This is a genomic window from Curtobacterium sp. RM9, from assembly GCF_054956955.1.
Map to the genome: position 1 here is coordinate 1,584,408 of NZ_CM143271.1, position 21,334 is coordinate 1,605,741.

A 21,334-nucleotide genomic window follows, 5' to 3' on the forward strand; every position below is an offset into this window, starting at 1 on the left:
GCACCGGACCCGGCCACGTGTCGTGGACCTGGCGGTGCACGGGAGGCGCGGTGCGGGTCCGACCGGCACCGCGCCTCCCGGCCGTGCTCGCGCCTGCGGCGCGTGGTGCGCCGACGGCTCAGCTCACCAGGCGTAGTCCTCGGGGGAGGTCTGGTGCCCCGGGAAGATCTCGTCGAGGCGCGCCAGCGCCGTGTCGTCGAGGCGGATGTCGACCGCGCCCACCGCGGACTCCCACTGCTCCATCGTGCGGGGACCGGTGATCGGCGCGGTGACGCCGGGCTGGTGCAGCAGCCATGCGAGGGCGAGCTCGCCCGGGGTGTGGCCGAGCTCCTTCGCGAACGACTCGTAGGCGGTGAGCTGGTCGCGGTGGTCCTCGACGTACTCGGCGCTCCGACCGGAGAGGCGGCGGGAGCCGTTCTCGGTCTTCTCGATCACGCCGCCGAGCAGCCCACCCTGCAACGGCGACCACGGGATGACGCCAAGGCCGTACTCGCGGGCGGCGGGCAGGACCTCGCGCTCGACGTCGCGCACCACCAGGTTGTAGATCGACTGCTCGCTGACCAGGCCGAGCGTGTTCCGGCGCGCAGCGGCCTCCTGCGCCTGGGCGATGTGCCAGCCGGCGAAGTTCGACGAGCCGACGTAGAGCACCTTGCCCTGCTGCACGGCGACGTCGATCGCCTGCCAGATCTCGTCCCACGGGGTCGCGCGGTCGATGTGGTGGAACTGGTACAGGTCGATGTGGTCCGTCTGCAGACGACGGAGGCTGGCGTCGAGCGACTGCCGGATGTTCAGCGCGCTGAGCTTGCCGCCGTTCGGCCAGTCGATCATCTCGCCGTAGACCTTCGTCGCGAGGACCGTCTTCTCGCGCCGCCCGCCGCCCTGCGCGAACCAGCGGCCGATGATCTCCTCGGTGGCGCCCTTGCCCACCGAACCGCCGTAGCCGTTCGCGGTGTCGAAGAAGTTCACGCCGAGCTCGTGGGCCCGGTCCATGATCGCGTGCGAGTCGTCCTCGCTGGTCTCCGGTCCGAAGTTCATGGTGCCGAGCACCGCTCGCGACACCGACAGCCCTGTCCGTCCGAGATGTGTGTAGTCCATGGGACCGGTCTACGCGGGAGGGGGTGTGCGAACCAGGCCCTGCGGGTACCGGTCATGGTGCTGGCGTAGAACGGGTCCGACGACGAACCCCCGACGGAAGGAATGCCTCATGCCCGCGAAGGACGAGATCCCGAGCACGCTGCAGCGGTCGCCGCAGCACGCGCAGGACGTGTACGCGGCGGCGCTCGACTCGGCGAACGAGACGTACGGGCCCGGGGAACGGGCGCACCGGACGGCGTTCGCGGCGGTCAAGCACGAGTACGAGAAGGTCGGGGACCACTGGGAGGAGAAGGAGTCCTCCGGACCGTCCGACTCCGGCGCCGCGGGGTCTCGTGGGTCGGGGAAGACCGAGGGTGGGGTCGATGCGAACGCCACGAAGGAGCACCTGCTCGAGGTCGCGCGGCGGCTCGACGTGCACGGCCGGTCGACGATGACGAAGGACGAACTCGTCGAGGCGATCCAGAAGGCCAACGACCGGGCGACCGCGGCGGCGCGGAAGTCCTCGTAGCCGAAGGGTGGCCGTGGCCGTGGCCGTCGCCGATGCCGTGGGCGGCATGTGTCGTCCACGTCCAGGAGTAGCGTGCCGTCCGTGAAGACCCCAGCACTGCGTGGCAGCCGGATCCTCGGGTTCGGCCACCACCAACCCGAACGCATCCTGACGAACGACGAGCTGTCGACGATGGTCGACACCGACGACGAGTGGATCCGCACCCGCACCGGCATCCAGACGCGCCGCATCGCCGGCCCCGAGGACTCCGTCGTGTCCATGGCCGTCGAGGCCGGACGGAACGCCATCGCCGACGCCGGCGTCGACCCCTCCGAGATCGGCCTGGTCATCGTCGCGTCCACCACGCACGTCGAACGCGCGCCGCACAGCGCCGGACGCGTCGTCGCTGCGCTCGGCCTCGGACCCGGCACGGCACCCATCGACATCAACACCGCGTGCAGCGGGTTCGAGTACGCGATGGCCCTCGCCGACCAGTCCGTCCGGACCGGCGCCGCTGACAAGGCGCTCGTGATCGGCTCGGAGGTGCTCTCGGGCATCGCCGACTGGACCGACCGGTCGACCTGCGTGCTCGTCGGCGACGGAGCCGGTGCCGCCGTCGTCGGCGCGTCCGACACGACCGAGATCGGTCCGGTGTCGTGGGGGAGCGTGCCGCACCTGCAGGAGGCGGTCCTGGTCACCCACGACCCGGAGACCTTCACGCAGCAGGGACGGTCGATCTACCGGTGGGCGATCACCGAAGCGGCGGACCACGCGCGAGCGGTCGTCGAGGCCGCGGGACTGTCGCTCGACGAGATCCAGGTCTTCGCGTTCCACCAGGCGAACCTGCGCATCATCGAGCCGCTCGTGACGGCGCTCGGCGGCGAGGAGAAGGTCGTCATCCGCGACGTCGTCGAATCGGGGAACACATCGGCCGCGAGTGTGCCGCTCGGGTTGTCGAAGGCGTGGCACCGGGGCGAGTTGCCCGAGGGGGTGCCGGCGCTGCTGTTCGGGTTCGGCGGCGGGTTCGCGCACGCGGGGCAGGTGGTGACGACGCCGGTGCGGGCACGGTGATCCGCGGGTCCGCGGGGTGCGTCGTTCCGTGGGTCGTGGGCACGGTGTCGTTCCGCGGGTCGTGGGCGCGGTGTGGGCCCGTGGACAGTGCTCAGGCCGTCGGCGTGGCGGACTGCTGGAGCGCGGACGGCCGTCGCAGCGCGAGGCCCCCCGCGTGGGTCAGGCCAGGCGGCCCGGCCCGTCCGTGCCCGCATCCGGGTCGTGCGGCGGGGTGTCGCTCCAGAGGTCCTCGTCGCGATCGGACTTCCGCCCCCACGGCAGGGCGCCGCGCTTCGCCGGAGCGGTCACCCGATCCGACTGCTTCGTCCGCTTCGACCGGCTCCCGCGGGAGCTCTTCACCGGCTCGAGCACGAGCGGGAAGTGCGTCGGCGGCAGCCCGAACCCGGTCCGGGACGCCTGGATGACCTTCCGCCCGAGGGCGTGATTCCCGAGGCCACCGACCGCGGCACCGATGCCGAACGGCAGGGCCCGGCCCATGATCGTCGTGCCCTGCCGTGCGGCGAAGCGCTTGATGAACTGGTCGCGGACCTGGCCGCCGAGGCCGCTGACGACCTGCTTCGGCAGCGAGGACGTCACCATCTCGCCCCAGAACGCCGACCGGACCTGTCCGCCGGCGAACTGCCCGGCGAGCTGGTTGATGAGCTGGGTGCCCGGGGTACCCAAGATCATCGCCATCACGAGCGTCCGAGCGCGCTCCGGGTCGTCGAGGGCGATGCCGTGCACCTCGGTCACGGACTGCGCGAACAGCGCCGTGGTCTCGAGGAAGCCCACCGTCTCGGCACCGCTGAGCCCGAGGGCCGCAGCCATGCCGACGCCGGGGATGACCGCACTCGCGCCGACGGCTGCACCGCCTGTCGTGACTGCGGTGAGGTACTGGCGCTCGAGGATCTGGATGATCTCGGCCGGGGAGGCCTTCGGGTGTCGGCGTCGGAGCGACTTGACGTGGGCGACGACGACCGGACGTTGGACCGCGATGACCCGGTCCAGCATCTTCACCCACCCAGGGGACTTCTCCGGCGTCTTCAGGTCCGCTCCGTCGAGTCGCACGGTGGTGGGGGCGGTCGGCAGCGGCACGATCGCCTGCTCCTTCTGCTGTCGGGCCATGCCGGAGAACCTACGCCCGGCGCATGGGAGCCTTGCTGGATGCATCCCGCACGCGCACTGGACGACGCCCGACGATCGGCCGGTTTCCGGACGGTCGACGAGGTGGCAGGCCTGCTGCCCGAGGTCCTGGTGTTCGATCCGACGTCAGTCCTGCTCGGCGACGGCGTGACGATCGAGGCGGGGGCGGTGCTGTTCCCCGGCACCACGCTCGAGACGCGCGACGGTGGGACGATCACCGTGCGTGCCGGAGCACGACTGGGGCCCGGCGCGGTGACGGTCGTCGCGGTCGCCGGACACGTCGAGGTCGGGAGGGACGCGACGCTCGGACCCGGCGCCGTCACCGTCGTCGCGACGGAGGCGGCGGTCACGATCGGCCGCACCGAGGTCGGACCGGGCCCGGTGACCGTCCTCGCCACGGGTGCGCCGGTCACGCTCGGCGACGACGCGCGGTTGTCGGGCGGCTGCTCGGTCGAGGGCCCGGCGGTGATCGGCGCCGGCGCGCAGGTGCTCGGGACCGTCACGGTCCGCGACGTCGTGCTCGCGGCGGGCGGTGGCCACGGCGAGCCCGACCCGGACCGACGGGGCGCGGTCGTCAAGGGCGCCGGCCGCGTGCACGGTGTCCGGCTCGGGGTCGGCGAGGTCCTCGTGGCGCGGACGGAAGTCTCGGCGCCGGAGCGGCAGCGCGCGCACCACCCGGACGCGCCGCAGACCTGACCCGCGTTCATCGGCACGGCACCCCCGCTCGGACGAGCTCCGCGCGGAGCCGATCGAGGTCCACGAGGTCCGCCCACGTCAACCGGACCACGGTCCGGACCTCGGGGAAGGAGCGGACGAAGTCCTCCCGCTGCTCCTCGCGCCAGTGCGCCTCGGCGGTGGTCAGCCCGTCGAGCATCGTCGGGTCCTCGGACGCCAGCGCGACCGGACCCGCCGGGCGGGCCGCCCGCGCTCTGGCTAGCGGCCGGCGGCGGCGAGCTCGGCGCGCAGCGGCAGGTCCTGGTCCTCGAGGATGAGCTGCGCCCCCGCGCCCGTGCGGGCGTTCACGACGATCGGCGCGAGCAGGTTCACGGTCGTGCCCGCGTCCCCGGGGTTCGCGACGACGAGCAGCATCGCGTCCGCGGCGGACACGAGGCCGAGCGCAGCGGCCTGCTCGTCGGTGAGCTCGGGCGCGTACGACGGCAGGTGCACGGCGGCGTCGAGCACGAACAGCCGGGCGTCGCCGCCGACGAGCGTGAACAGGCCGGTCGCGCCGTCGACGGGCGTCAGCGTGAAGACGGGGGCCGGGGCGAGGCCGAACGGCGGGAGGGCGAAGGTCAGGTCGATGCTCATCGGAGGTAGTCCATCAGGGTCGGCTGCAGGACCTTCGCGGTGACGGCGAGGGCTGCCTGGTACGAGGTCTGCTGCACCTGGAGGTCGAGCACGGCCTGCGCGAGGTCCTTGTCCTCGATGCCGGAGCGCCGGTTCTCGAGCGAGACGGTGGCGCTCTTCAGCGAGTTCTGGGCGGCGAGGGCGGCAGCGTGGCGGACGCCGACGTCCGCTTGCGCGCCCCGGACGGTGCTGAGCGCCGCGTCCACGTCGTTGATGCGGGGGTTCACGTTCGTCCCGTTCTGCAGGTCGCTGACGATGCTGTCGATCATGCCGAACACCGACGTCGCGCCGGAGCCGAAGACCTGGGTCCCCGCGGTGTCGACGCGGAGGGTCTCGCCGTCGCCGATCCGTCGCGTGACGGCGGTGCCGGCGGCCGCCCACCCGGTGGCCGGGTCGTGGGCGGCCGAGGCGGTCGAGGATCCCGCGAAGACCGAGCGCGTGCCGTAGGTGGTGTTCGCGCGGGCTTCGAGGTCGGTCTTCAGCGCCTGGAACTGCGTGACGAAGGCGTCGCGGTCAGTGTCGCTCATGGTGCCGGAGTTCGCGGCCTGCACGGTGAGGTCACGCACGCTGTTCAGCACCGAGTAGACGCTCGACAGCGCGCTGTCGGTCTGAGCGAGCCAGCCGACGGCGTCGTCCGCGTTGCGGGTGTACTGCGCGGTCGCGGCCTGCTCCTTGCGGACCTGCATGCTCGACGCGGTCCCGACCGGGTCGTCCGACGGGCGCTGGATCGCGGTGAGCGACGTCGCCTGCTCGGTGAGCTGGGCGACCTTCGCGGCCCCGGCCTGCAGCCGGGCCGAGGCGGCCGCCATCGACATCTGGGTGGTCACACGGGTGATCACGGTCAGCCCCTCCCGACGAGTCCGACGCGGTTGATGATGGTGTCGAGCATCTCGTCGACGGCGGTCAGGACGCGAGCGGCGCCCTGGTAGGCGTGCTGGTAGCTCAGCAGCGAGACGTTCTCCTCGTCGAGGTCGACGCCGGCGCCGGACTGCTGCTGCGTGCGCGCGTTGGTGAGCGCGAGTCCGGTCAGCGTCGCCTCCGACGTCGCCGTCCTGGAGGCGCTGCCCACCCCCGTCACGAACGTCGCCCAGGTGCGGTCGGGGCCGTCCACGGCCGCGCCGATCCGCGAGAGCGCGTCGGCGAACGAGTCGTCGAGCTGCCCCGCCGCGTTCCGCGTCGCCAGGCCGGTGCCGTCCGTCGGCACGACCGAGAGACCCTGTGCCGCCGGCACGCCGGCGGCGACCGTGAAGAAGGGTGCACCGGTCGCGCCGGTCGGCGTCGTGCCCTTCGCGTGCTCGGTGTTGACGACGGACGCCAGGCTGGTCGCGACGCGGTCGTAGGCCGCCGAGGCCTCGGCGAGGGCACCGCCCGTGCCGTTCGCCGTCGCGGGGGAGAGCAGGGAGAGCGCCCCGCCGATCGAACCGGAGAGGGAGATCGGGGTGGGGTCGCCGGAGGTCCAGGACACCGTGACCGCGGCGCCGTCGGCCAGGCGTGCACCGCCACCGAGCGCGACCGAACGCGCCTCGGTGCCCTGCACGAGCGGGTTCCCGCCGAGGAGCACGTCGACCGTGCCGTCGGCGTTCGCCCGGACCGTGCCGCCGGTGAGCGAGGCGATCTGCTCGGTGAGCTGGTCGCGCTGGTCGACGAGCTCGTTCGCGCCGCCGCCCGAAGCGATCGCGGTGCGGATGCGACCGTTCAGGTCGGCGACCCGGCTCGCGGCGTCGTTGAGCTGCGTGACCTGGGCCTCGGCCGTGCCGCGCGTCGCGGTCCACTGGGCGTCGACGGCCTGGGAGCCGCTGGCGAGGGTGCTGGCGACGGTGCCCGCGGCGGCGATGACGGAGCTGGCCGCACCCGGGTCGTCGGGGTGCGCAGCGAGCTGGCCCCACGCCGACCAGAACCCGTCGAGCTTCGTGGCGAGGCCGTTCGCCCCGGGTTCGTGCAGGCCGTCCTCCAGGGCACCGAGCGCGCTCGCGCGGGTGCCGGCGTAGGCCGAGGAGCCGGATGCGACCCGGACGCCGGCGTCGAGGGTGAGCGAGCCGAGCCGGGCGATGGCGTCGACCGAGACGCCCTGACCGGCGAGGGCGGCCGTGCCGCGCACGAAGCCGGCCTGCGCAGCCGGGACGGAGGACTGCGTGACGCGCTGGCGGGTGTACCCGGTGGTGTTCGCGTTCGCGATGTTCTGGCCGGTGACGTCGATGCCCGCGCGCGCGGCGGCGAGCCCGGAGTAGGCGGTGGCGAGGGAGCCGAAGGTGCTGACCACGGTGCTACAGGTTCCCCTCGAACAGGCGGGCGCCGTCGGTGCCCGCACCGGACGAGCCGGACGCGTCGTACGTCGAGGCGCCCGTGACGGTGCCGGCGAGGGTCTCCTCGGTCGCCTGCGCGGCGGTGCGGAGGAAGCGGTCGTTCTCGTCGCGCAGGGCGGCGATCCCGGTCGTCAGCTCGATCATCGCGGTCAGGTGGGCGGCGAGGATCTCGCCCCACGGACCGGAGGGGGCGGCGGCGACGACGTCACGCAGTGGTGCATCGGCGGAGACCCCCCACTCCTCGGCGACCTCGGCGCTCGACGCGGCCCGCTCGAGGCCGGTGCTGCGGAGGCGTTCGAGGACCTGCTCGACCTCGCGACTGGCGTGCGAGACCCAGCGGGAGCGCCCGGCGGCGAGCAGCAGCTGCTCCTCCTCGAGCTTGAAGGTGAGCAGCTCGAGCAGTTCGCGTTCGCGCCAGAGCACGGCAGACAGGTCGTTCACGCTCATCAGCTCCTCCCGGGTCGGTGTGTCGGTCATCCTGCGGACAGCCAGGTCTATCGGCGTTGGATCGCCGGACGTAAGCACGCGACGGGCCGGGCTGGCGAGGCGGCGGTGCGCCGCGCCTCCCGGCAGTCCCAGAGCGGGGGACAAGAACGACCGTTCCCAATCTCGTGTCCCCCCAAATGCCGACCGCTGGAACCCCGCCACACCCCCGCACTGGGGACGATCGGGGGAGTGTTCAGGACTCTGTCAGCCGATAGGTTCGATCTGCACCACGGGGGACACCCAGGTGCCCGCCCGGACGGATCCGGGTGGTTCTTCGGCGTACACACCGGCCAACCGAGGCCGGCGTCAGCCGTGCCCACGGACGGGTCAGGAACGTCAGATGACCAGGGGAACGACATGGACCGCAACGCACGCAACGCGATGATCGTGGAGCACCTGCCGCTCGTCGGCTACATCGTCGCGGACGTCCGGGCACGCGCCACGCACCTCGACCGGGACGAGCTGGCGGCCGTCGGCTCGCTCGCACTCGTGGCCGCCGCCGACGCGTTCGACCCCGACCTCGGCGTGCCGTTCGGTGCCTACGCCCGCACCCGGATCGCCGGTGCCCTCGCCGACGACATGCGCTCCGCCGACTGGGCGTCCCGCGGCACCCGGAAGCGCATCCGCGAGACCCTCGCCACGCAGGAGGCCCTCTCCGCGCGTCTCGGCCGGAGCGTCGGCGTGCAGGAGGTCGCGGACGCGATGGGCGTCGACCGCCAGACCGCCTCCGACGCGATGGCCGACGCGGCCCGCTCCGTCACCCCGATCGACGAGACCGTCCACGACGTGCTCGCCGCCGACGCCCCGCTGCCCGGCGAGGAGCTGTTGGAGGCCGAGAAGCGTCGGTACCTCCGCGCCGCCGTGGAGGCGCTGCCCGAGCGGATGCGACTCATCGTCGAGCAGGTCTACTTCGGTGACCGCACCGTCACCGACGTCGCCGTGGAGCTCGGCATCACGCACTCCGCCGTCTCGCAGCAGCGCTCCGAGGCGATGCGGCTGCTCCGCGACGGCCTCGCCGCGCACTACGGAGACGAGGGTGCGGCCGCTGCCGAACCGGCCTCGCGCACCACCGCCGCCCGCCGGAGCGCGTACCTGGCGCGGGTCGCCGCGAACGCCGCAGCCGGCGTGGCGCGCGCCGTGCAGGACGCCACGACCCCGGTGGTCGTCGCGAGCTGAGGCGTCGGCGGACACTCCTCGCGAAGTTTCTCCGCCGATCCACTAACGGCTCCGGTCGACCGGCCGAGAGTCATCCATGTCAGCCCACGGACGGGCAGACGCAGAGCCCAGACTTCACGGAGGAATTCACCATGGGTATGTCCATCAACACCAACCTCTCGGCACTCAACACGTACCGGAACCTCAACGCGACGCAGAACGACCTGTCGAAGTCCCTCGAGAAGCTCTCGAGCGGCCTCCGCATCAACCGTGCTGCCGACGATGCGGCCGGTCTGTCGATCTCCGAGGGGCTCAAGTCGCAGGTCGGTGGCCTCACGGTCGCCGCCCGCAACGCACAGGACGGCATCTCCGTCGTGCAGACCGCTGAAGGTGGCCTCACCGAGACCCACTCGATCCTCCAGCGCATGCGCGACCTGGCCGTCCAGGCCGGTAACGACTCGAACAACGCGGACTCGCGCACGGCGATCACCACCGAGGTCGGCGAGCTCACCAAGGAGCTCACCCGCATCTCGGCATCGACCAACTTCAACGGCATCAACCTGCTCGACGGCTCCGCCGGCACCGCGGGCGTGCTGCAGTTCCAGGTCGGCGCGAACGGTGACGCCGCGAGCCGCATCTCGGTCGACCTGTCGAAGTCCAACGTCGAGGACGTGGCGACCGCCGTCGGCGCGCTCACGTTCGACACCGCGGACAACGCGCAGGCCGCGATCACCGAGATCGACAAGCAGATCAAGTACGTCTCGTCTGCTCGTTCGAACATCGGTGCCATCCAGAACCGCTTCGACCACGCCATCAACGTGACGAACGTGGCCAAGGAGAACCTGACCGCGGCGAGCTCGCGCATCACCGACGTCGACATGGCGGAGGAGATGGTCAAGTACACGCGCGACAACATCCTCAGCCAGGCCGGCACCTCGATGCTCGCGCAGGCGAACCAGAGCACGCAGGGTGTGCTCTCGCTCCTCCGCTAGCACCGACTGACGCCGCCGTCCGGGATCGTTCAGGTCTCCCGGGCGGCGGCGTCGCCCTTCCCACGACCCCACGACCAGCACCACCGACGGCAGGGAGCCATCGATGTCCACGTCGTCCGTGTCCTCCGCGACCAGCCTCGCGATCGACGGTCTCGTCAGCGGCCTCAAGACGACCGACCTCATCAACTCCCTGATGTCGATCGAGCAGGTCCCGCAGACGCTGCTCAAGAACAAGCTCACCGACACGAACTCGTTCATCTCGTCACTGCAGACGATCAACGGGCTCGTGCAGTCGCTCGCCACCAAGGCGGCCGACGCCGCGAAGGCCACGTCGCTCGACGTCTTCGCCGGCACCTCGTCGTCCGCCGGCGTCACGGTCGCGACCGGCGCGACCGCGAGCACCGGGAGCGTCGCCTTCACCGTCGGCTCCACGGCCGCGGCGCACGTCGGGGTCACCGCGGCGAAGGCCACCTGGGCGGACGCGGCCGGACCGATCACGATCGTCGGCGCGGACGGCAAGCAGACCACCGTGACCCCCTCGTCCGGGTCGCTCGACGACGCCGTCTCCGCGATCAACAAGGCCGGCGCGGGCGTCAGCGCGACGAAGGTCGCCGCCGGCACCGCCGCCGACGGCAGCAAGCTCTACCGCCTGCAGTTCACCGCGGCGAAGACCGGCGCTGCCGGGGCCTTCGAGGTCTACCGGGGGACCGGGGCCGAGGTCACCGCGGGCACGGCGACGAACGTCCTCGGCGAGATCGGCGCCGCCGTCGTCACGCAGGGCCGCGACGCCAGCGTGACCCTCTGGGCCGGCACCGCCGCCGCGCAGACCGTCACGAGCGCCACGAACACCTTCGCCGACCTCCTGCCGGGTGTCTCCGTCACGGTGACGCAGACCACGACCGACCCCGTGACGGTGTCGGTCGCGCAGGACAGCACGAAGGCGCAGGCCGTCGCCTCGGGCCTGGTCGACGCGCTCAACGCCGTCACCAAGTACTACGGCTCGAACACCACGGTCACGAGCACCACCAGCGCGACGAGCGGCACCACGACGACGAACGCCGGGGTCCTGGTCGGGGACGCCACCACGCGGGACGCGGTGCAGCGGCTGACCAGCACGATGTCGCAGCCCGTGAACGGCAAGTCGCCGTCCTCGATCGGGATCGTCATCACGAAGGACGGCGACTTCACCTTCGACGCCGACGCGTTCCAGAAGGCCCTCGCCGCCGACCCGCAGGGGACGCAGGCGATCCTCTCCGGCGTCGCCACGAACGTCGGCGCGGCAGCCACCGCGGCGTCGGACAAGTACACCGGGTCGATCACGACCTCGGTCACGGGGCAGCAGTCGGTCGCGAAGGACCTCACGACGCAGATCGACAGCTGGACCGACCGCCTCACCACCCGACGTGCAACGCTGCAGCGCCAGTACTCCGCGCTCGAGACCAGCCTCAGCAAACTCCAGTCCCAGTCGAGCTGGCTCGCGAGCCAGCTCGCGTCGACCTCGAGCTGACGGGAACCACCGTGAACACCTTCGACCTGCAGGCCGCCGCCTTCCGCCAGGCCGCACAGCCCCGCACCGTCACCGACCAGCGGCGCGCGCAGTACACGAACGAGGCCGTCCTCTCCGCGACGCCCGCGCAGCTCGTCACGATGCTCTACGACCGGCTGCTGCTCGACCTGCACCGTGCCGAAGCCGCCCAGACGTCCGCCGACTGGGAAGCCGCGCGCGAGCAGCTCCTGCACGCACAGGCCATCGTCGGCGAGCTGTCCTCGACGCTGCGGATCGACGTCTGGGACGGCGGCGAGGGGCTGCTGGCGATCTACAACTACGCCTCGACCTCGCTCATCACGGCGAACGTGCACCGCGACGTGCAGGCGACGCGCGACTGCATCCGGATCCTCGAACCGCTCCGTCAGTCATGGCACGAGGCCGCCGCGGCGCTGCCGGCGACCACGGCGCAGCAGGGCGGCGCCGGGGGAGCACTCGGTGTCGCCTGAGGAGTCCCGGGACGCCTGGGAGGCGGTCCTGACCGCGCTGGAACAGGACACGGTCGACACGACCGGTGCGGCGTGGGTGGAGCCGACCGGACTCGGACCGGTGCCGCGCGAGCTGGTGGGGCGCGCCTCCCGGCTGGTGGCGGCACAGCGAGACCGGGCGGCCGCGCTCGAGGAGGAGCGTCGCGTGACGCTCGAGCACCTCGGTGCGCTGCGCGCGGTCGACGCGACACGTGAGCCGCGCGGCTCGGTGTACCTCGACGCCTCCGCGTAGCGGCCGAGCGGCGCGCCGCTGACCGTTCGGCCCTCCGGAGGGCCCGCCCGTCGCAACACGCGTGTACATGTTCCGACCCCGACTCCGCGACCGGGCCGGGGACCCGGGCCCGCGACCCGGCCCTGCGCGCTCGGCCCTGCGCGTCCGGCCCCCGTTCGGGGCGACGGCTAACGCGGGCCGACGGGCATCCGACAGCGCCCGGTGAGCACGGATCGCTCACCAGTTCGGCCATGGATCGGCCACCGCCATCGGCGACATCTCAACGACGTCGCACGACGAGGGGACGGGTCTCCCGTGTTCGATTCCGTGACGAGCGCCGCGCTGCAGAGCGCACTCGACGGGCTGTCCATGCGGCAGCGGGTCATCGCCGACAACGTCGCGAACATCAACACCCCCGGGTACCACGCCGAGAAGGTCCAGTTCGAGGACGCCCTCGCGAAGTCGATCGTCGACGGCAGCGGCCGGACCGCTCCCACGATCGCCCGGAGCCTCGAGCCGACGAACACGAACGGCAACAACGTCAACCTCGACGAGGAGACGCTGTCGAACGTGGACACCGTCCTGCGGTACCAGTTCGCCACGCAGGCGATGAACTCCGAGCTGACCAGCGTCCGTGCGGCGATGCGGACGAACTCGTGACGACCTTCGACGCGATCGGCATCGCGAGCACCGGCATGACCGTGCACCGGAAGTGGCTCGACGCCATCTCCGACAACATCGCCAACGTCAACACCGTCCGGTCGATGGACGACTCCGCGTTCCAGGCGCGCTACGTCGAGGTCCAGGAGGGCGCCGGCGTCTCCGGCGCCTACGTCAAGGGCGCCGCGTTCGGCAGCGCCGCCGGCCGCGTGACCTACGACCCGGACAACCCGCTCGCGAACGCGGAGGGCTACGTCCGCATGCCGGACATCGACCTCGGCACGCAGATGGCGGACCTCATCATGGCCCAGCGGGGCTACCAGGCGAACGCCGCCGTGGTGGACCGCGCCAAGACCGCCTACGAGGCGGCACTGCAGATCGGGAAGAACTGATGCCCATCGACGCCGTCAACGGTGTGACCACCAACGCGATGACCCGTGCCTTCTCGGGTGCCGCCGACGCCGCCTCCGGCGCGGGCGCGGTGACGAGCACCGACGGGCTGACCGGCGCGACCGGCGCAGGCGCAACGACCGGCACCGACGGCAGCGGCTTCGCCGCGAGCCTCGGCAACGCCGTCGACGGGCTGCAGTCGCTGCAGAGCGACTCGAAGACCCTCGCGCTCAAGGCCGTCACCGGCAACCTCGACGACATCCACGACGCCACGATCGCCGCCACCCGCGCGCAGGTCACGCTCGAGCTCGTCGCCGCCGTCCGCAACAAGGGCGTCGACGCCTTCAACGAGATCATGAGGATGCAGGCCTGATGCCCGTCGCCGTCAAGAACGTCCTCGGCCGCCTGGCCGACTACGTCAAGGGGTTCAGCGCCGCGCAGCGGACCATCGCGATCCTCGTCGTCGCCGCGCTCGTGCTCGGTGGCATCGCCCTCACGAGCTGGCTCGGCAAGGCGTCGTACGCGCCGCTGTTCACCGGCCTCGCCGCTGCGGACGCCTCGAGCGTGACCGACCAGCTCACCACCGACGGGGTGCCGTACCAGCTCACCGACGGCGGCGCGACGATCCTCGTGCCGCAGGGGTCGGTGTACTCCGAGCGTCTCAAGGCCGCGTCGAACGGTCTGCCGTCGTCCAACGAGGGCGGCTACTCGCTCCTCGACCAGATGGGCGTGACGAGCTCCGAGTTCCAGCAGAACGTCACCTACAAGCGCGCGATCGAGGGCGAGCTCGCCAAGACGATCAGCGCGATGGACGGCGTGCAGACCGCGACCGTGCAGCTCGCGATCCCGGAGAAGACCGTCTTCGTCGCCGAGGAGAAGGACCCGACCGCGTCGGTGTTCATCGCCACGAAGAACGGCGCGCAGCTCAGCACCGACCAGGTGCAGGCCATCGTGCACCTGACGAGCGCCGCGGTCGAGGGCATGCAGCCGACCGACGTCTCGGTCGTCGACCAGAAGGGCCAGACGCTCTCCGCCGTCGGCACCGGTGCGACCGGTTCCGGCGCGGACCAGGCCGCCGACTACGACGCCGCGACGAGCAAGAAGATCCAGGACCTGCTCGACACGACGCTCGGCGTCGGCAACGCGAGCGTCGTCGTCTCCGGGACGATGAACCAGAACTCCGGCACGCGCACCTCGGAGAGCTACACGACGCCGACGACCGGCCCGGTCGCGCTCAACGAGTCGAGCACCACCGAGCAGTACGGTTCCGGTTCGGGTGCCGGCGGCGCCGGGGCGACCGGTGTCCTCGGCCCGGACAACATCGCCGTGCCGAACGGCTCCGCGACCAGCGGCACCGGGAACGGCGGCTACACGAACGAGTCGGCGACGAAGAACAACGCCGTCGACCACACGACCGAGACCACGCAGATCCCGGCGGGCGCCCTCGACCGCCAGACGATCTCGGTCGCCCTGAACTCCAAGGCCACCGCGGTGCAGAACGCGAACCTGCAGAGCATCAACGACCTCGTGTCGGCGGCCGCGGGGGTCGACACGAACCGTGGCGACCAGGTGCGCGTCGCCATGATGGACTTCGACTCGAGCGCCGCCGACCGCGCGGCGAAGGCCCTCAAGGAGCAGCAGCAGGCCGACCAGCAGGAGGCGCTCTGGTCGACCATCCGCACGGCCGGCATCGTCGTCGCCGCCCTGCTGGCCCTGCTCGCGATCGTCTTCTTCCTGCTCCGCCGCAGCCGGAAGCAGGAGCGCGAAGCCGTGGACCTCGGCGAGCTCGACGCCTTCTCCGGCGAGACCTTCCAGCTCCCGCTCGCGGTCGACGGTGCGGACCGGAGCGCCCTCGACGGCGGGGACGCCCCGACCGTCGCGCTGCCCGCCATGCCGTACGACGACGCCCCGACGGAGGTGCTCACCACCGAGGAGGTCTCGGCCGAGCGCCGGCGCCAGGAGATCTCCGCCCTCGCCGAGCGGGACCCGAAGCGCACCGCCGAGCTCCTCCGTGGGCTCCTGGACGACCGGGCGTCGGTGTGAGCGCCCTGACGCCCGCGCCGGGCTCCGGCGGCACCGGGTCCGCATCCGACCGTCCGCTGACCGGAGCGCAGAAGGTCGCCCTCATCCTCATGCAGATGGAGACCGACCGCGCCGCCGAGGTGATGAAGCAGTTCACCGAGATGGAGGCGGAGGAGATCTCCGCCGAGATCGTCCGGATGCGCCGGGTCGAGGACACCGTCGTCGACCGCACCCTCACCGAGTTCCACCGGATGACGCTGAGCGGCCGCAGCCAGAAGCGCGGCGGCAAGGAGACCGCCCTCGGGCTCCTCGAGGCGTCGTTCGGCGCCGAGCGCGCCGCCGGCGTGATGGACCGCCTGGCCTCCAACCTCGCCGGGCAGTCGTTCGACTTCCTCGACGACGCGGAGCCCGGTCAGGTCGTCTCGCTCCTCGAGGGTGAGCTCCCGCAGACCATCGCCCTCGTGCTCGCGCACCTCAAGCCGGCGCAGGCCAGCGCCGTGCTCGCCGGGGTCGAGGAGCGTGCGCGCACCGACGTCGCCCAGGCCTTCGCCACGATGGGGACCGCCACGCCCGAGGCGGTCGGCATCGTCGCCGGGGTGCTCCGGCAGCGCGCCGGCGCCGTCGTCTCGCCGCGCGAGAGCATCGAGGTCGTCGGCGGTATCGCACCGCTCGTCGAGATCATCAACCGCTCCGACGTCGCCACCGAGAAGGCCGTCCTCGACGGTCTGGAGGCGCGTGACCCGGAACTCGCCGAGGACATCCGTTCGCGGATGCTCACCTTCGAGGACATCGTGAAGCTCGAGTCGCGCGACATCCAGCAGGTGCTCCGCGGTGTCGACTCCAAGCTCCTCGCGACCGCCATGAAGGGCGCTGCCGCCCCCGTCATCGAGACGATCCGCGCGAACGTGTCCGAGCGCAACCGCGAGCTCCTGGACGACGAGCTGCAGTCGATGGGCCCGGTCCGCGTCTCGCAGGTCGAGGAGGCGCGCGCCGAGGTGGTCCGTTCGGTCCGCGAGCTCGAGGCGCAGGGCGTCATCACCGTGCACCGCGCCGAGGAGGACGAGCTCGTTGACTGAGCAGACCGTCCAGCGCGTCGCGTTCCCGGTCATCGCCGGTGCCACCACGCGTGCACGCGACACCGCGGCCGACGTCCGCGGCCACGCCGCCGGCTACGCGGCCGGGCTGCGCGCCGCGCAGGCCGAGACGGACGCCCTCCGCGCCCGGCTCGAGGCGGAGCACGCCGCCGCGGTCGCGGCGCTCCGCGCGGACACCGTCCGTCGCATCGCCGTCGTCGACGCGGCGACGAACGCACTGCTCTCGCAGGTCGCACCGGTGCTGCGGGACGCCGAGGAGTCGGTGGTCGAGGCCGCGCTGGAACTCGCGGAGGCCGTCGTCGGGCACGTGATCCGTGCCTCCCGTGCGGACGCCGCGTCCGAGGTGGGCCAGGACGCTGGCCTGGAGGCGCGCCCCGCCACCGGCGCGGAGGCGACCGTCCGCCGGGCGCTCGCCTCGGTCGACCGCACGGTCGCGCTGGCGGTACGGCTCAGCCCCGCCGACGCGGCGCGGGTCGCCGACTGCGACCTCCCCGTGCCGGTGATCGCGGACCCGTCGCTGCGCGACGGCGACGCCGTCGTCGACCTGCCCGACGGGATGCTCGACGCCCGGATCGGTGCAGCCCTCGACCGGGCACGCGCCGCCCTGGGGGTCGCCTCGTGACCGCCACGCTGCTCCGCCCGCGCGCCCTCGACACCGCGCTCCGGCGCGCCGCCCCGGAGCGCGTCGGCGTCGTCACGAGCGCCGTCGGGCTCGGGCTGACCGTCGCCGGGCTCGACGCCCGGATCGGCGAGGTCGTCACGGTCGGCCACGAGGACGGGCCGCAGACCGCCGTCGAGGTCGTCGCGACCGATGCCGCCGGCGTGCGCTGCATGCCGCTCGGCCGGCTCACCGGCATCACCGCGGGCACACCGGCACGACCGACCGGCCAGCCGGTGACCGTGCCCACCGGCACCGGTCTCTTCGGGCGCGTGCTCGACGGGCTCGGTCGGCCGATCGACGGCCGCGGCCCGCTCGTCGCCGACGCCTGGGTGCCGCTCGACCACGAGACGCCGAACGCGATGGCGCGGACCCGGATCGACACGCCCCTGCAGCTCGGGGTGCGGGTGCTCGACACCCTGACCACCGTCGGCCGGGGGCAGCGCATGGGCCTGTTCGCCGGATCCGGCGTCGGCAAGTCCTCACTCCTGTCGATGATCGCCCGCGGCAGCGACGCCGCCGTGAACGTCATCGCGCTCGTCGGCGAACGCGGCCGCGAGGTGCGCGAGTTCCTCGAGGACGACCTCGGACCGGAGGGTCTCGCCCGCTCGATCGTCGTCGTCTCGACGTCCGACGAGCCGGCGCTGATGCGCCTCCGTGCCGCGTTCGTCGCCACCCGGATCGCGGAGTCCTTCCGCGACGCCGGGCAGGACGTCGTGTTGATGATGGACTCGCTCACCCGAGTCGCGATGGCGCAGCGTGAGATCGGCCTGTCGGTGGGGGAGCCGCCCGCGACCCGGGGTTACCCGCCGTCGACGTTCTCGGTGCTCGCCGGGCTGCTCGAACGCGCCGGCACGGACCGGGTCGGCAGCATCACCGGGATGTACACGGTGCTCGTCGACGGCGACGACCACAACGAGCCGATCGCCGACGCCGCGCGCAGCATCCTGGACGGGCACGTCGTGCTCGACCGGAAGCTGGCGGTCACGGGGCACTTCCCGTCCGTCGATGCCCTCGGTTCGGTGTCCCGTGTCGCCTCGAAGGTGACCACGTCCGCGCAAAGCGGAGCCGCCACGACCCTGCGGAGCGTGATGGCCGCCCGGAAGGCCGCGCAGGACCTGCTCGACGTCGGCGCGTACCAGCGCGGGTCGAACCCGCTCGTGGACGCCGCGGTCGACCACCAGGGTGCGATCGACGCGTTCCTCCGACAGGGCATGGACGAGCGTGCCACCGCGGCCGCGTCGTGGCAGGCACTCGAACGGCTCGCCGCCGTCCTCGCCCCCGGTGGGGCGCGCTGATGGCCCGCCGCTTCCCGCTCGCCGGGCTGCTCCGCCTCCGGCACACCGAGCAGGACCGGGCCGCCGCGGCCCTCGCCGCCGCGAACGAACGGCTCCGTGACGCCGCCGACGCGCGGATCGCCGCACGCCGCAGCCTCGCCGACACGGAGGACGCGCGTCCGATCGAGGACGCCGCCACCCTCAGCGCGGTCGCCGCGGCTCGGGCGGCCACGCGGGGGATGCTCGAGGAGCTCGACGCCGTCGTGCAGAACCGTCGCGCCGAGGCCGGGCAGGCGCAGCAGGAGCACACCGCCGCGCGCCGGGCCGCCCTCGGTCTCGAGAAGCTCGAGGCCCAGCACGTCGCGCAGGAGACCGCCCACGAGCTCCGCACCGAACAGAACGCCCTCGACGAGATCGCGGCCCGCAGCCGCACGGAAGGTGGTGCCCGATGAGCGTGGACGCCGTGCTCTCCCGGATCGCCGAGATCCGGACCCGCATCGACGCACTCCAGGCCGGCCCCGGGGCGACCGCCGCGGCGACCGACACCGCGGCGTCGTCGAGCGCGTTCGCGGACGCCCTCGCGACCGAGAGCACCGGCGCCGGGACCGGCACGTCGAGCGCCTCGTCGGCCCTCGCGGCCGCCCTCGGCGGGACCGGTGCGACCGACGCCACGACTGCGACGCCGAAGACCTCGGTCGACGCCGGGCGCGGGACCCTCGCCACCGGCAGCGGTGCGAGCGGGACGGACGTGGTGGCCGACGCGAAGAAGTACCTCGGCGTGCCCTACGTGTTCGGCGGCACCACCCGGAGCGGCATGGACTGCTCCGGCCTCGTGCAGACCGTGTTCAAGGACCTCGGCGTCACGATGCCGCGCGTCGTGCCGGACCAGGCGAAGATGGGCGTCGAGGTCGGCTCCCTGAAGGACGCGCAGCCCGGGGACCTCATCGTGCCGAAGGGCGAGCAGCACATCGTCATCTACGTCGGCGACGGCAAGGTGCTGCACGCCCCGCGTCCGGGCAAGGACGTCCGGATCGTCGACAACTGGTACCACGACTCCGACATCGCCACCATCCGCCGCATCGTCCCCGCGCAGGGGCAGACGGCCACGGCGTCCGCGTCGACGGCAGCGGGGGCGACCGACCTGCAGACCGCCGCGCTGCTCGCCGCCATGCAGAACGGGAGGGCAGCATGAGCACCTCGATCACCCAGCGCCTCGTCACTCCGGACACCTCGGTGTCGGCGGGGTCCTCGGCAGCGCGCGGCGCCGGCTCCGCGCAGTCGTTCGGGGCGGCCCTCGCAGCGGCGACCGACCGGCACGCAGCGGACCGTCCCGCCGCGACCGACCGGCGCCACGAGCGGCCGGCGTCGACCGACCGGCACGCGGACCGCGCCGCCACGTCCGACCGACGCGCGACCGGCCTCGGCACGCGCCCGGCAGGCCACGAGCAGCGCGGCGACGACCGGGACACGACGGTCGACCGGCGCACCGCGTCGGACCGGTCCGGCCGACCGCTCGATCACGCCGGACGGGCGGACGCCGACAGCACCACGACGGCCACGACGCCGGACGCTGCCGCCGACGCCGGGGACACGCCGACCCCGACGACGGTCGACGCCACGGTGACGCCGACCGACCCGTCCGTCTCCGCGATGCCTGCGCCCCTCGCACCCGCTCCGGCTCCCGGCCCCGTCGTCGAGCCGAGCGTCGTCGCGGCGAGCACGGTGCCGTCGACCGCCTCGGCCACGCCGGCCACGACGGCCGAGCGAGCCCCCCGGACGGAGGCGACGGCGGATCAGGCCGCCGTCCCCGGACCGGGCGCGCCCGTCGCGTCCGCCGTCGGGGCCGTCACGGCGGGTGTCGGCACGACCCCGCTCGGCGCCGCCGCCGACCGCACCGCCGTCACCGCACGACCGGTCGCGACGTCCCCGGACGCGGCCGTGCTCGCGACGCCCGCACCGACCCCGACGAGCACCGAGCCCGTGCGCTCGACCGCAGCTGCCGCCGGCACGACGGCACCGGTGCGCACAATGTCCGTGCCCGCGGCGTCGCTGGCCGCTGCGTCGGTCGCCGCAGCATCATCGGCTGCCGCTCCGACGTCCGCCACCGCGGCGATCGCGACACCGCACGCCGCGGACGCCACGACGACTGCGGCGGCAGCGACCGTGGCCACGGTCACCGCCTCCGCTCCTGCCTCCTCTGCGGCTGCATCGGCCACGCCCGCGCCCACGGGCGCCGCGACGCCGACCGCCACGACCTCCGCGGGGGAAGCGCCCGTCGTCGTCGCCGTGCCTGCCGCAGCGCTCGGCACGACGGGTGGTGCCGGTTCCCGGACCGGCCACGGGACGGACGGGAACGGTGCCGACCGGGGCGATCCGCGCCTCCAGACCGTCGCGGCACCGCGCGGTGGTGAGACCGCCTTCGTCGTCCCCACACCCGCGACGACCGCGGCGACCGCGCCGGCACCCACGTCCGGCGCCGCGACCGCGAACGCCCCCGCACCGCTCACCCAGCAGCTCGCACGCCCGCTCTTCACCCTCGCGCAGGCCGGCCCCGGTGACCACGTCGTGACCGTCCAGGTCACGCCCGACGCGCTCGGCCCGGTCACGGTCCGCGCACACGTGACGGCGTACGGCATGCACGTCGAGCTCTTCGCCGCCTCCGACGCGGGACGCGACGCGGTCCGTCAGGTCCTGCCGGAGCTGCGCCGCGACACCGCGGGCACCGGTCTGTCGACGACCCTCGACCTGTCCTCGCAGAACCACCCGGACACCCCGTCCGGGCAGCGGGACCGGCCCACCCCGGCGTTCGCCGGGCCCGGCCCCGGCCCGGAGGCGCGCCCCACCCCGCGCACGCCCGGCACCACCACCACGCCCACCGTCCGCACCGCCGGACTCGACGTCCTCGCCTGACGCGGACGGAAGAGAGAGGA

25 protein-coding genes are annotated in these 21,334 nt (G+C 73.0%); 18 read left to right on the top strand and 7 right to left on the bottom strand.

Annotated elements, in window-relative coordinates; genetic code table 11:
• Positions 1-123: 123 nt before the first annotated feature.
• Positions 124-1,095: an aldo/keto reductase gene (locus tag ACY3FI_RS07485; protein WP_462550157.1), complete on the bottom strand. Its 972-nt coding sequence runs from the start codon at positions 1,093-1,095 to the stop codon at positions 124-126.
• Between the two features lie 109 nt (positions 1,096-1,204).
• Here ACY3FI_RS07485 and ACY3FI_RS07490 point away from each other — a divergent pair, with 109 nt between their 5' ends.
• Together ACY3FI_RS07490 and ACY3FI_RS07495 are read left to right on the top strand one after the other, a co-directional pair.
• Positions 1,205-1,603 carry a ChaB family protein gene (locus ACY3FI_RS07490; protein WP_462550158.1) on the top strand — a complete coding sequence of 133 codons (399 nt, stop codon included), beginning with the start codon at positions 1,205-1,207 and terminating at the stop codon, positions 1,601-1,603.
• 81 nt (positions 1,604-1,684) lie between these two features.
• On the top strand, positions 1,685-2,653 hold the full coding sequence (locus tag ACY3FI_RS07495; protein ID WP_462550159.1) for a beta-ketoacyl-ACP synthase 3: 969 nt from the start codon (positions 1,685-1,687) through the stop codon (positions 2,651-2,653).
• Positions 2,654-2,812: 159 nt separating this feature from the next.
• Here ACY3FI_RS07495 and ACY3FI_RS07500 read toward each other — a convergent pair whose 3' ends face one another.
• Positions 2,813-3,757 (bottom strand): hypothetical protein, encoded by a 945-nt coding sequence (locus ACY3FI_RS07500; protein ID WP_462550160.1) that lies wholly within the window; start codon positions 3,755-3,757, stop codon positions 2,813-2,815.
• A gap of 39 nt (positions 3,758-3,796) precedes the next feature.
• On the opposite strand from ACY3FI_RS07500, the gene ACY3FI_RS07505 reads away from it, so the two are divergent.
• Positions 3,797-4,471, top strand: a complete 675-nt coding sequence (locus ACY3FI_RS07505; protein ID WP_462550161.1) for a hypothetical protein — start codon at positions 3,797-3,799, stop codon at positions 4,469-4,471.
• Positions 4,472-4,478: 7 nt separating this feature from the next.
• Here ACY3FI_RS07505 and ACY3FI_RS07510 read toward each other — a convergent pair whose 3' ends face one another.
• The 5 genes from ACY3FI_RS07510 to ACY3FI_RS07530 are packed head-to-tail and all read right to left on the bottom strand — an operon-like array spanning position 4,479 to position 7,902.
• A complete protein-coding gene (locus tag ACY3FI_RS07510; protein ID WP_462550162.1) occupies positions 4,479-4,649 on the bottom strand; it encodes a hypothetical protein in 171 nt (56 codons plus the stop codon).
• Between the two features lie 59 nt (positions 4,650-4,708).
• Positions 4,709-5,083 (bottom strand): flagellar assembly protein FliW, encoded by a 375-nt coding sequence (gene fliW, locus ACY3FI_RS07515; protein ID WP_462550163.1) that lies wholly within the window; start codon positions 5,081-5,083, stop codon positions 4,709-4,711.
• Positions 5,080-5,961: a flagellar hook-associated protein FlgL gene (gene flgL / locus ACY3FI_RS07520; RefSeq protein WP_462550164.1), complete on the bottom strand. Its 882-nt coding sequence runs from the start codon at positions 5,959-5,961 to the stop codon at positions 5,080-5,082. The genes fliW and flgL overlap by 4 nt, the downstream gene beginning before the upstream one ends.
• Positions 5,962-5,963: 2 nt before the next feature.
• Positions 5,964-7,382 (bottom strand): flagellar hook-associated protein FlgK, encoded by a 1,419-nt coding sequence (gene flgK, locus ACY3FI_RS07525; RefSeq protein WP_462550165.1) that lies wholly within the window; start codon positions 7,380-7,382, stop codon positions 5,964-5,966.
• Between the two features lie 4 nt (positions 7,383-7,386).
• A complete protein-coding gene (locus ACY3FI_RS07530; protein ID WP_462550166.1) occupies positions 7,387-7,902 on the bottom strand; it encodes a flagellar protein FlgN in 516 nt (171 codons plus the stop codon).
• 366 nt (positions 7,903-8,268) lie between these two features.
• On the opposite strand from ACY3FI_RS07530, the gene ACY3FI_RS07535 reads away from it, so the two are divergent.
• The 15 genes from ACY3FI_RS07535 to ACY3FI_RS07605 all read left to right on the top strand — a co-directional run bounded on the left by ACY3FI_RS07535 (position 8,269) and on the right by ACY3FI_RS07605 (position 21,314).
• Positions 8,269-9,087 (top strand): sigma-70 family RNA polymerase sigma factor, encoded by an 819-nt coding sequence (locus ACY3FI_RS07535; RefSeq protein WP_462550167.1) that lies wholly within the window; start codon positions 8,269-8,271, stop codon positions 9,085-9,087.
• A 131-nt stretch (positions 9,088-9,218) separates the two neighbouring features.
• Positions 9,219-10,058 (top strand): flagellin N-terminal helical domain-containing protein, encoded by an 840-nt coding sequence (locus ACY3FI_RS07540; protein ID WP_462550168.1) that lies wholly within the window; start codon positions 9,219-9,221, stop codon positions 10,056-10,058.
• 103 nt (positions 10,059-10,161) lie between these two features.
• Positions 10,162-11,565, top strand: a complete 1,404-nt coding sequence (gene fliD, locus ACY3FI_RS07545; protein ID WP_462550169.1) for a flagellar filament capping protein FliD — start codon at positions 10,162-10,164, stop codon at positions 11,563-11,565.
• An 11-nt stretch (positions 11,566-11,576) separates the two neighbouring features.
• On the top strand, positions 11,577-12,053 hold the full coding sequence (gene fliS, locus ACY3FI_RS07550; RefSeq protein WP_462550170.1) for a flagellar export chaperone FliS: 477 nt from the start codon (positions 11,577-11,579) through the stop codon (positions 12,051-12,053).
• Positions 12,043-12,324 (top strand): hypothetical protein, encoded by a 282-nt coding sequence (locus ACY3FI_RS07555; RefSeq protein ID WP_462550171.1) that lies wholly within the window; start codon positions 12,043-12,045, stop codon positions 12,322-12,324. The genes fliS and ACY3FI_RS07555 overlap by 11 nt, the downstream gene beginning before the upstream one ends.
• 294 nt (positions 12,325-12,618) lie before the next feature.
• Positions 12,619-12,963 (top strand): flagellar basal body rod protein FlgB, encoded by a 345-nt coding sequence (locus tag ACY3FI_RS07560; RefSeq protein ID WP_462550172.1) that lies wholly within the window; start codon positions 12,619-12,621, stop codon positions 12,961-12,963.
• The gene (locus ACY3FI_RS07565) at positions 12,960-13,355 is read left to right on the top strand and encodes a flagellar basal body rod protein FlgC (RefSeq protein WP_096899330.1); all 396 of its coding nucleotides are present in this window, start codon (positions 12,960-12,962) and stop codon (positions 13,353-13,355) included. Before ACY3FI_RS07560 ends, ACY3FI_RS07565 begins: the two co-directional genes overlap by 4 nt.
• Positions 13,355-13,726, top strand: a complete 372-nt coding sequence (fliE, locus tag ACY3FI_RS07570) for a flagellar hook-basal body complex protein FliE (protein WP_462550173.1) — start codon at positions 13,355-13,357, stop codon at positions 13,724-13,726. The genes ACY3FI_RS07565 and fliE overlap by 1 nt, the downstream gene beginning before the upstream one ends.
• Positions 13,726-15,396, top strand: a complete 1,671-nt coding sequence (fliF, locus tag ACY3FI_RS07575) for a flagellar basal-body MS-ring/collar protein FliF (RefSeq protein WP_462550174.1) — start codon at positions 13,726-13,728, stop codon at positions 15,394-15,396. Before fliE ends, fliF begins: the two co-directional genes overlap by 1 nt.
• Positions 15,393-16,451: a flagellar motor switch protein FliG gene (gene fliG / locus ACY3FI_RS07580; RefSeq protein WP_462550175.1), complete on the top strand. Its 1,059-nt coding sequence runs from the start codon at positions 15,393-15,395 to the stop codon at positions 16,449-16,451. Before fliF ends, fliG begins: the two co-directional genes overlap by 4 nt.
• The gene (locus ACY3FI_RS07585) at positions 16,444-17,091 is read left to right on the top strand and encodes a FliH/SctL family protein (RefSeq protein WP_462550176.1); all 648 of its coding nucleotides are present in this window, start codon (positions 16,444-16,446) and stop codon (positions 17,089-17,091) included. Before fliG ends, ACY3FI_RS07585 begins: the two co-directional genes overlap by 8 nt.
• Entirely contained in the window at positions 17,088-18,425 is a 1,338-nt protein-coding gene (locus ACY3FI_RS07590; RefSeq protein WP_462550177.1) for a FliI/YscN family ATPase, read from the top strand. Before ACY3FI_RS07585 ends, ACY3FI_RS07590 begins: the two co-directional genes overlap by 4 nt.
• Entirely contained in the window at positions 18,425-18,856 is a 432-nt protein-coding gene (locus ACY3FI_RS07595) for a flagellar FliJ family protein (RefSeq protein WP_462550178.1), read from the top strand. Before ACY3FI_RS07590 ends, ACY3FI_RS07595 begins: the two co-directional genes overlap by 1 nt.
• A complete protein-coding gene (locus ACY3FI_RS07600) occupies positions 18,853-19,596 on the top strand; it encodes a C40 family peptidase (protein WP_462550179.1) in 744 nt (247 codons plus the stop codon). Before ACY3FI_RS07595 ends, ACY3FI_RS07600 begins: the two co-directional genes overlap by 4 nt.
• The gene (locus ACY3FI_RS07605; RefSeq protein ID WP_462550180.1) at positions 19,593-21,314 is read left to right on the top strand and encodes a flagellar hook-length control protein FliK; all 1,722 of its coding nucleotides are present in this window, start codon (positions 19,593-19,595) and stop codon (positions 21,312-21,314) included. Before ACY3FI_RS07600 ends, ACY3FI_RS07605 begins: the two co-directional genes overlap by 4 nt.
• Positions 21,315-21,334 lie beyond the last annotated feature (20 nt).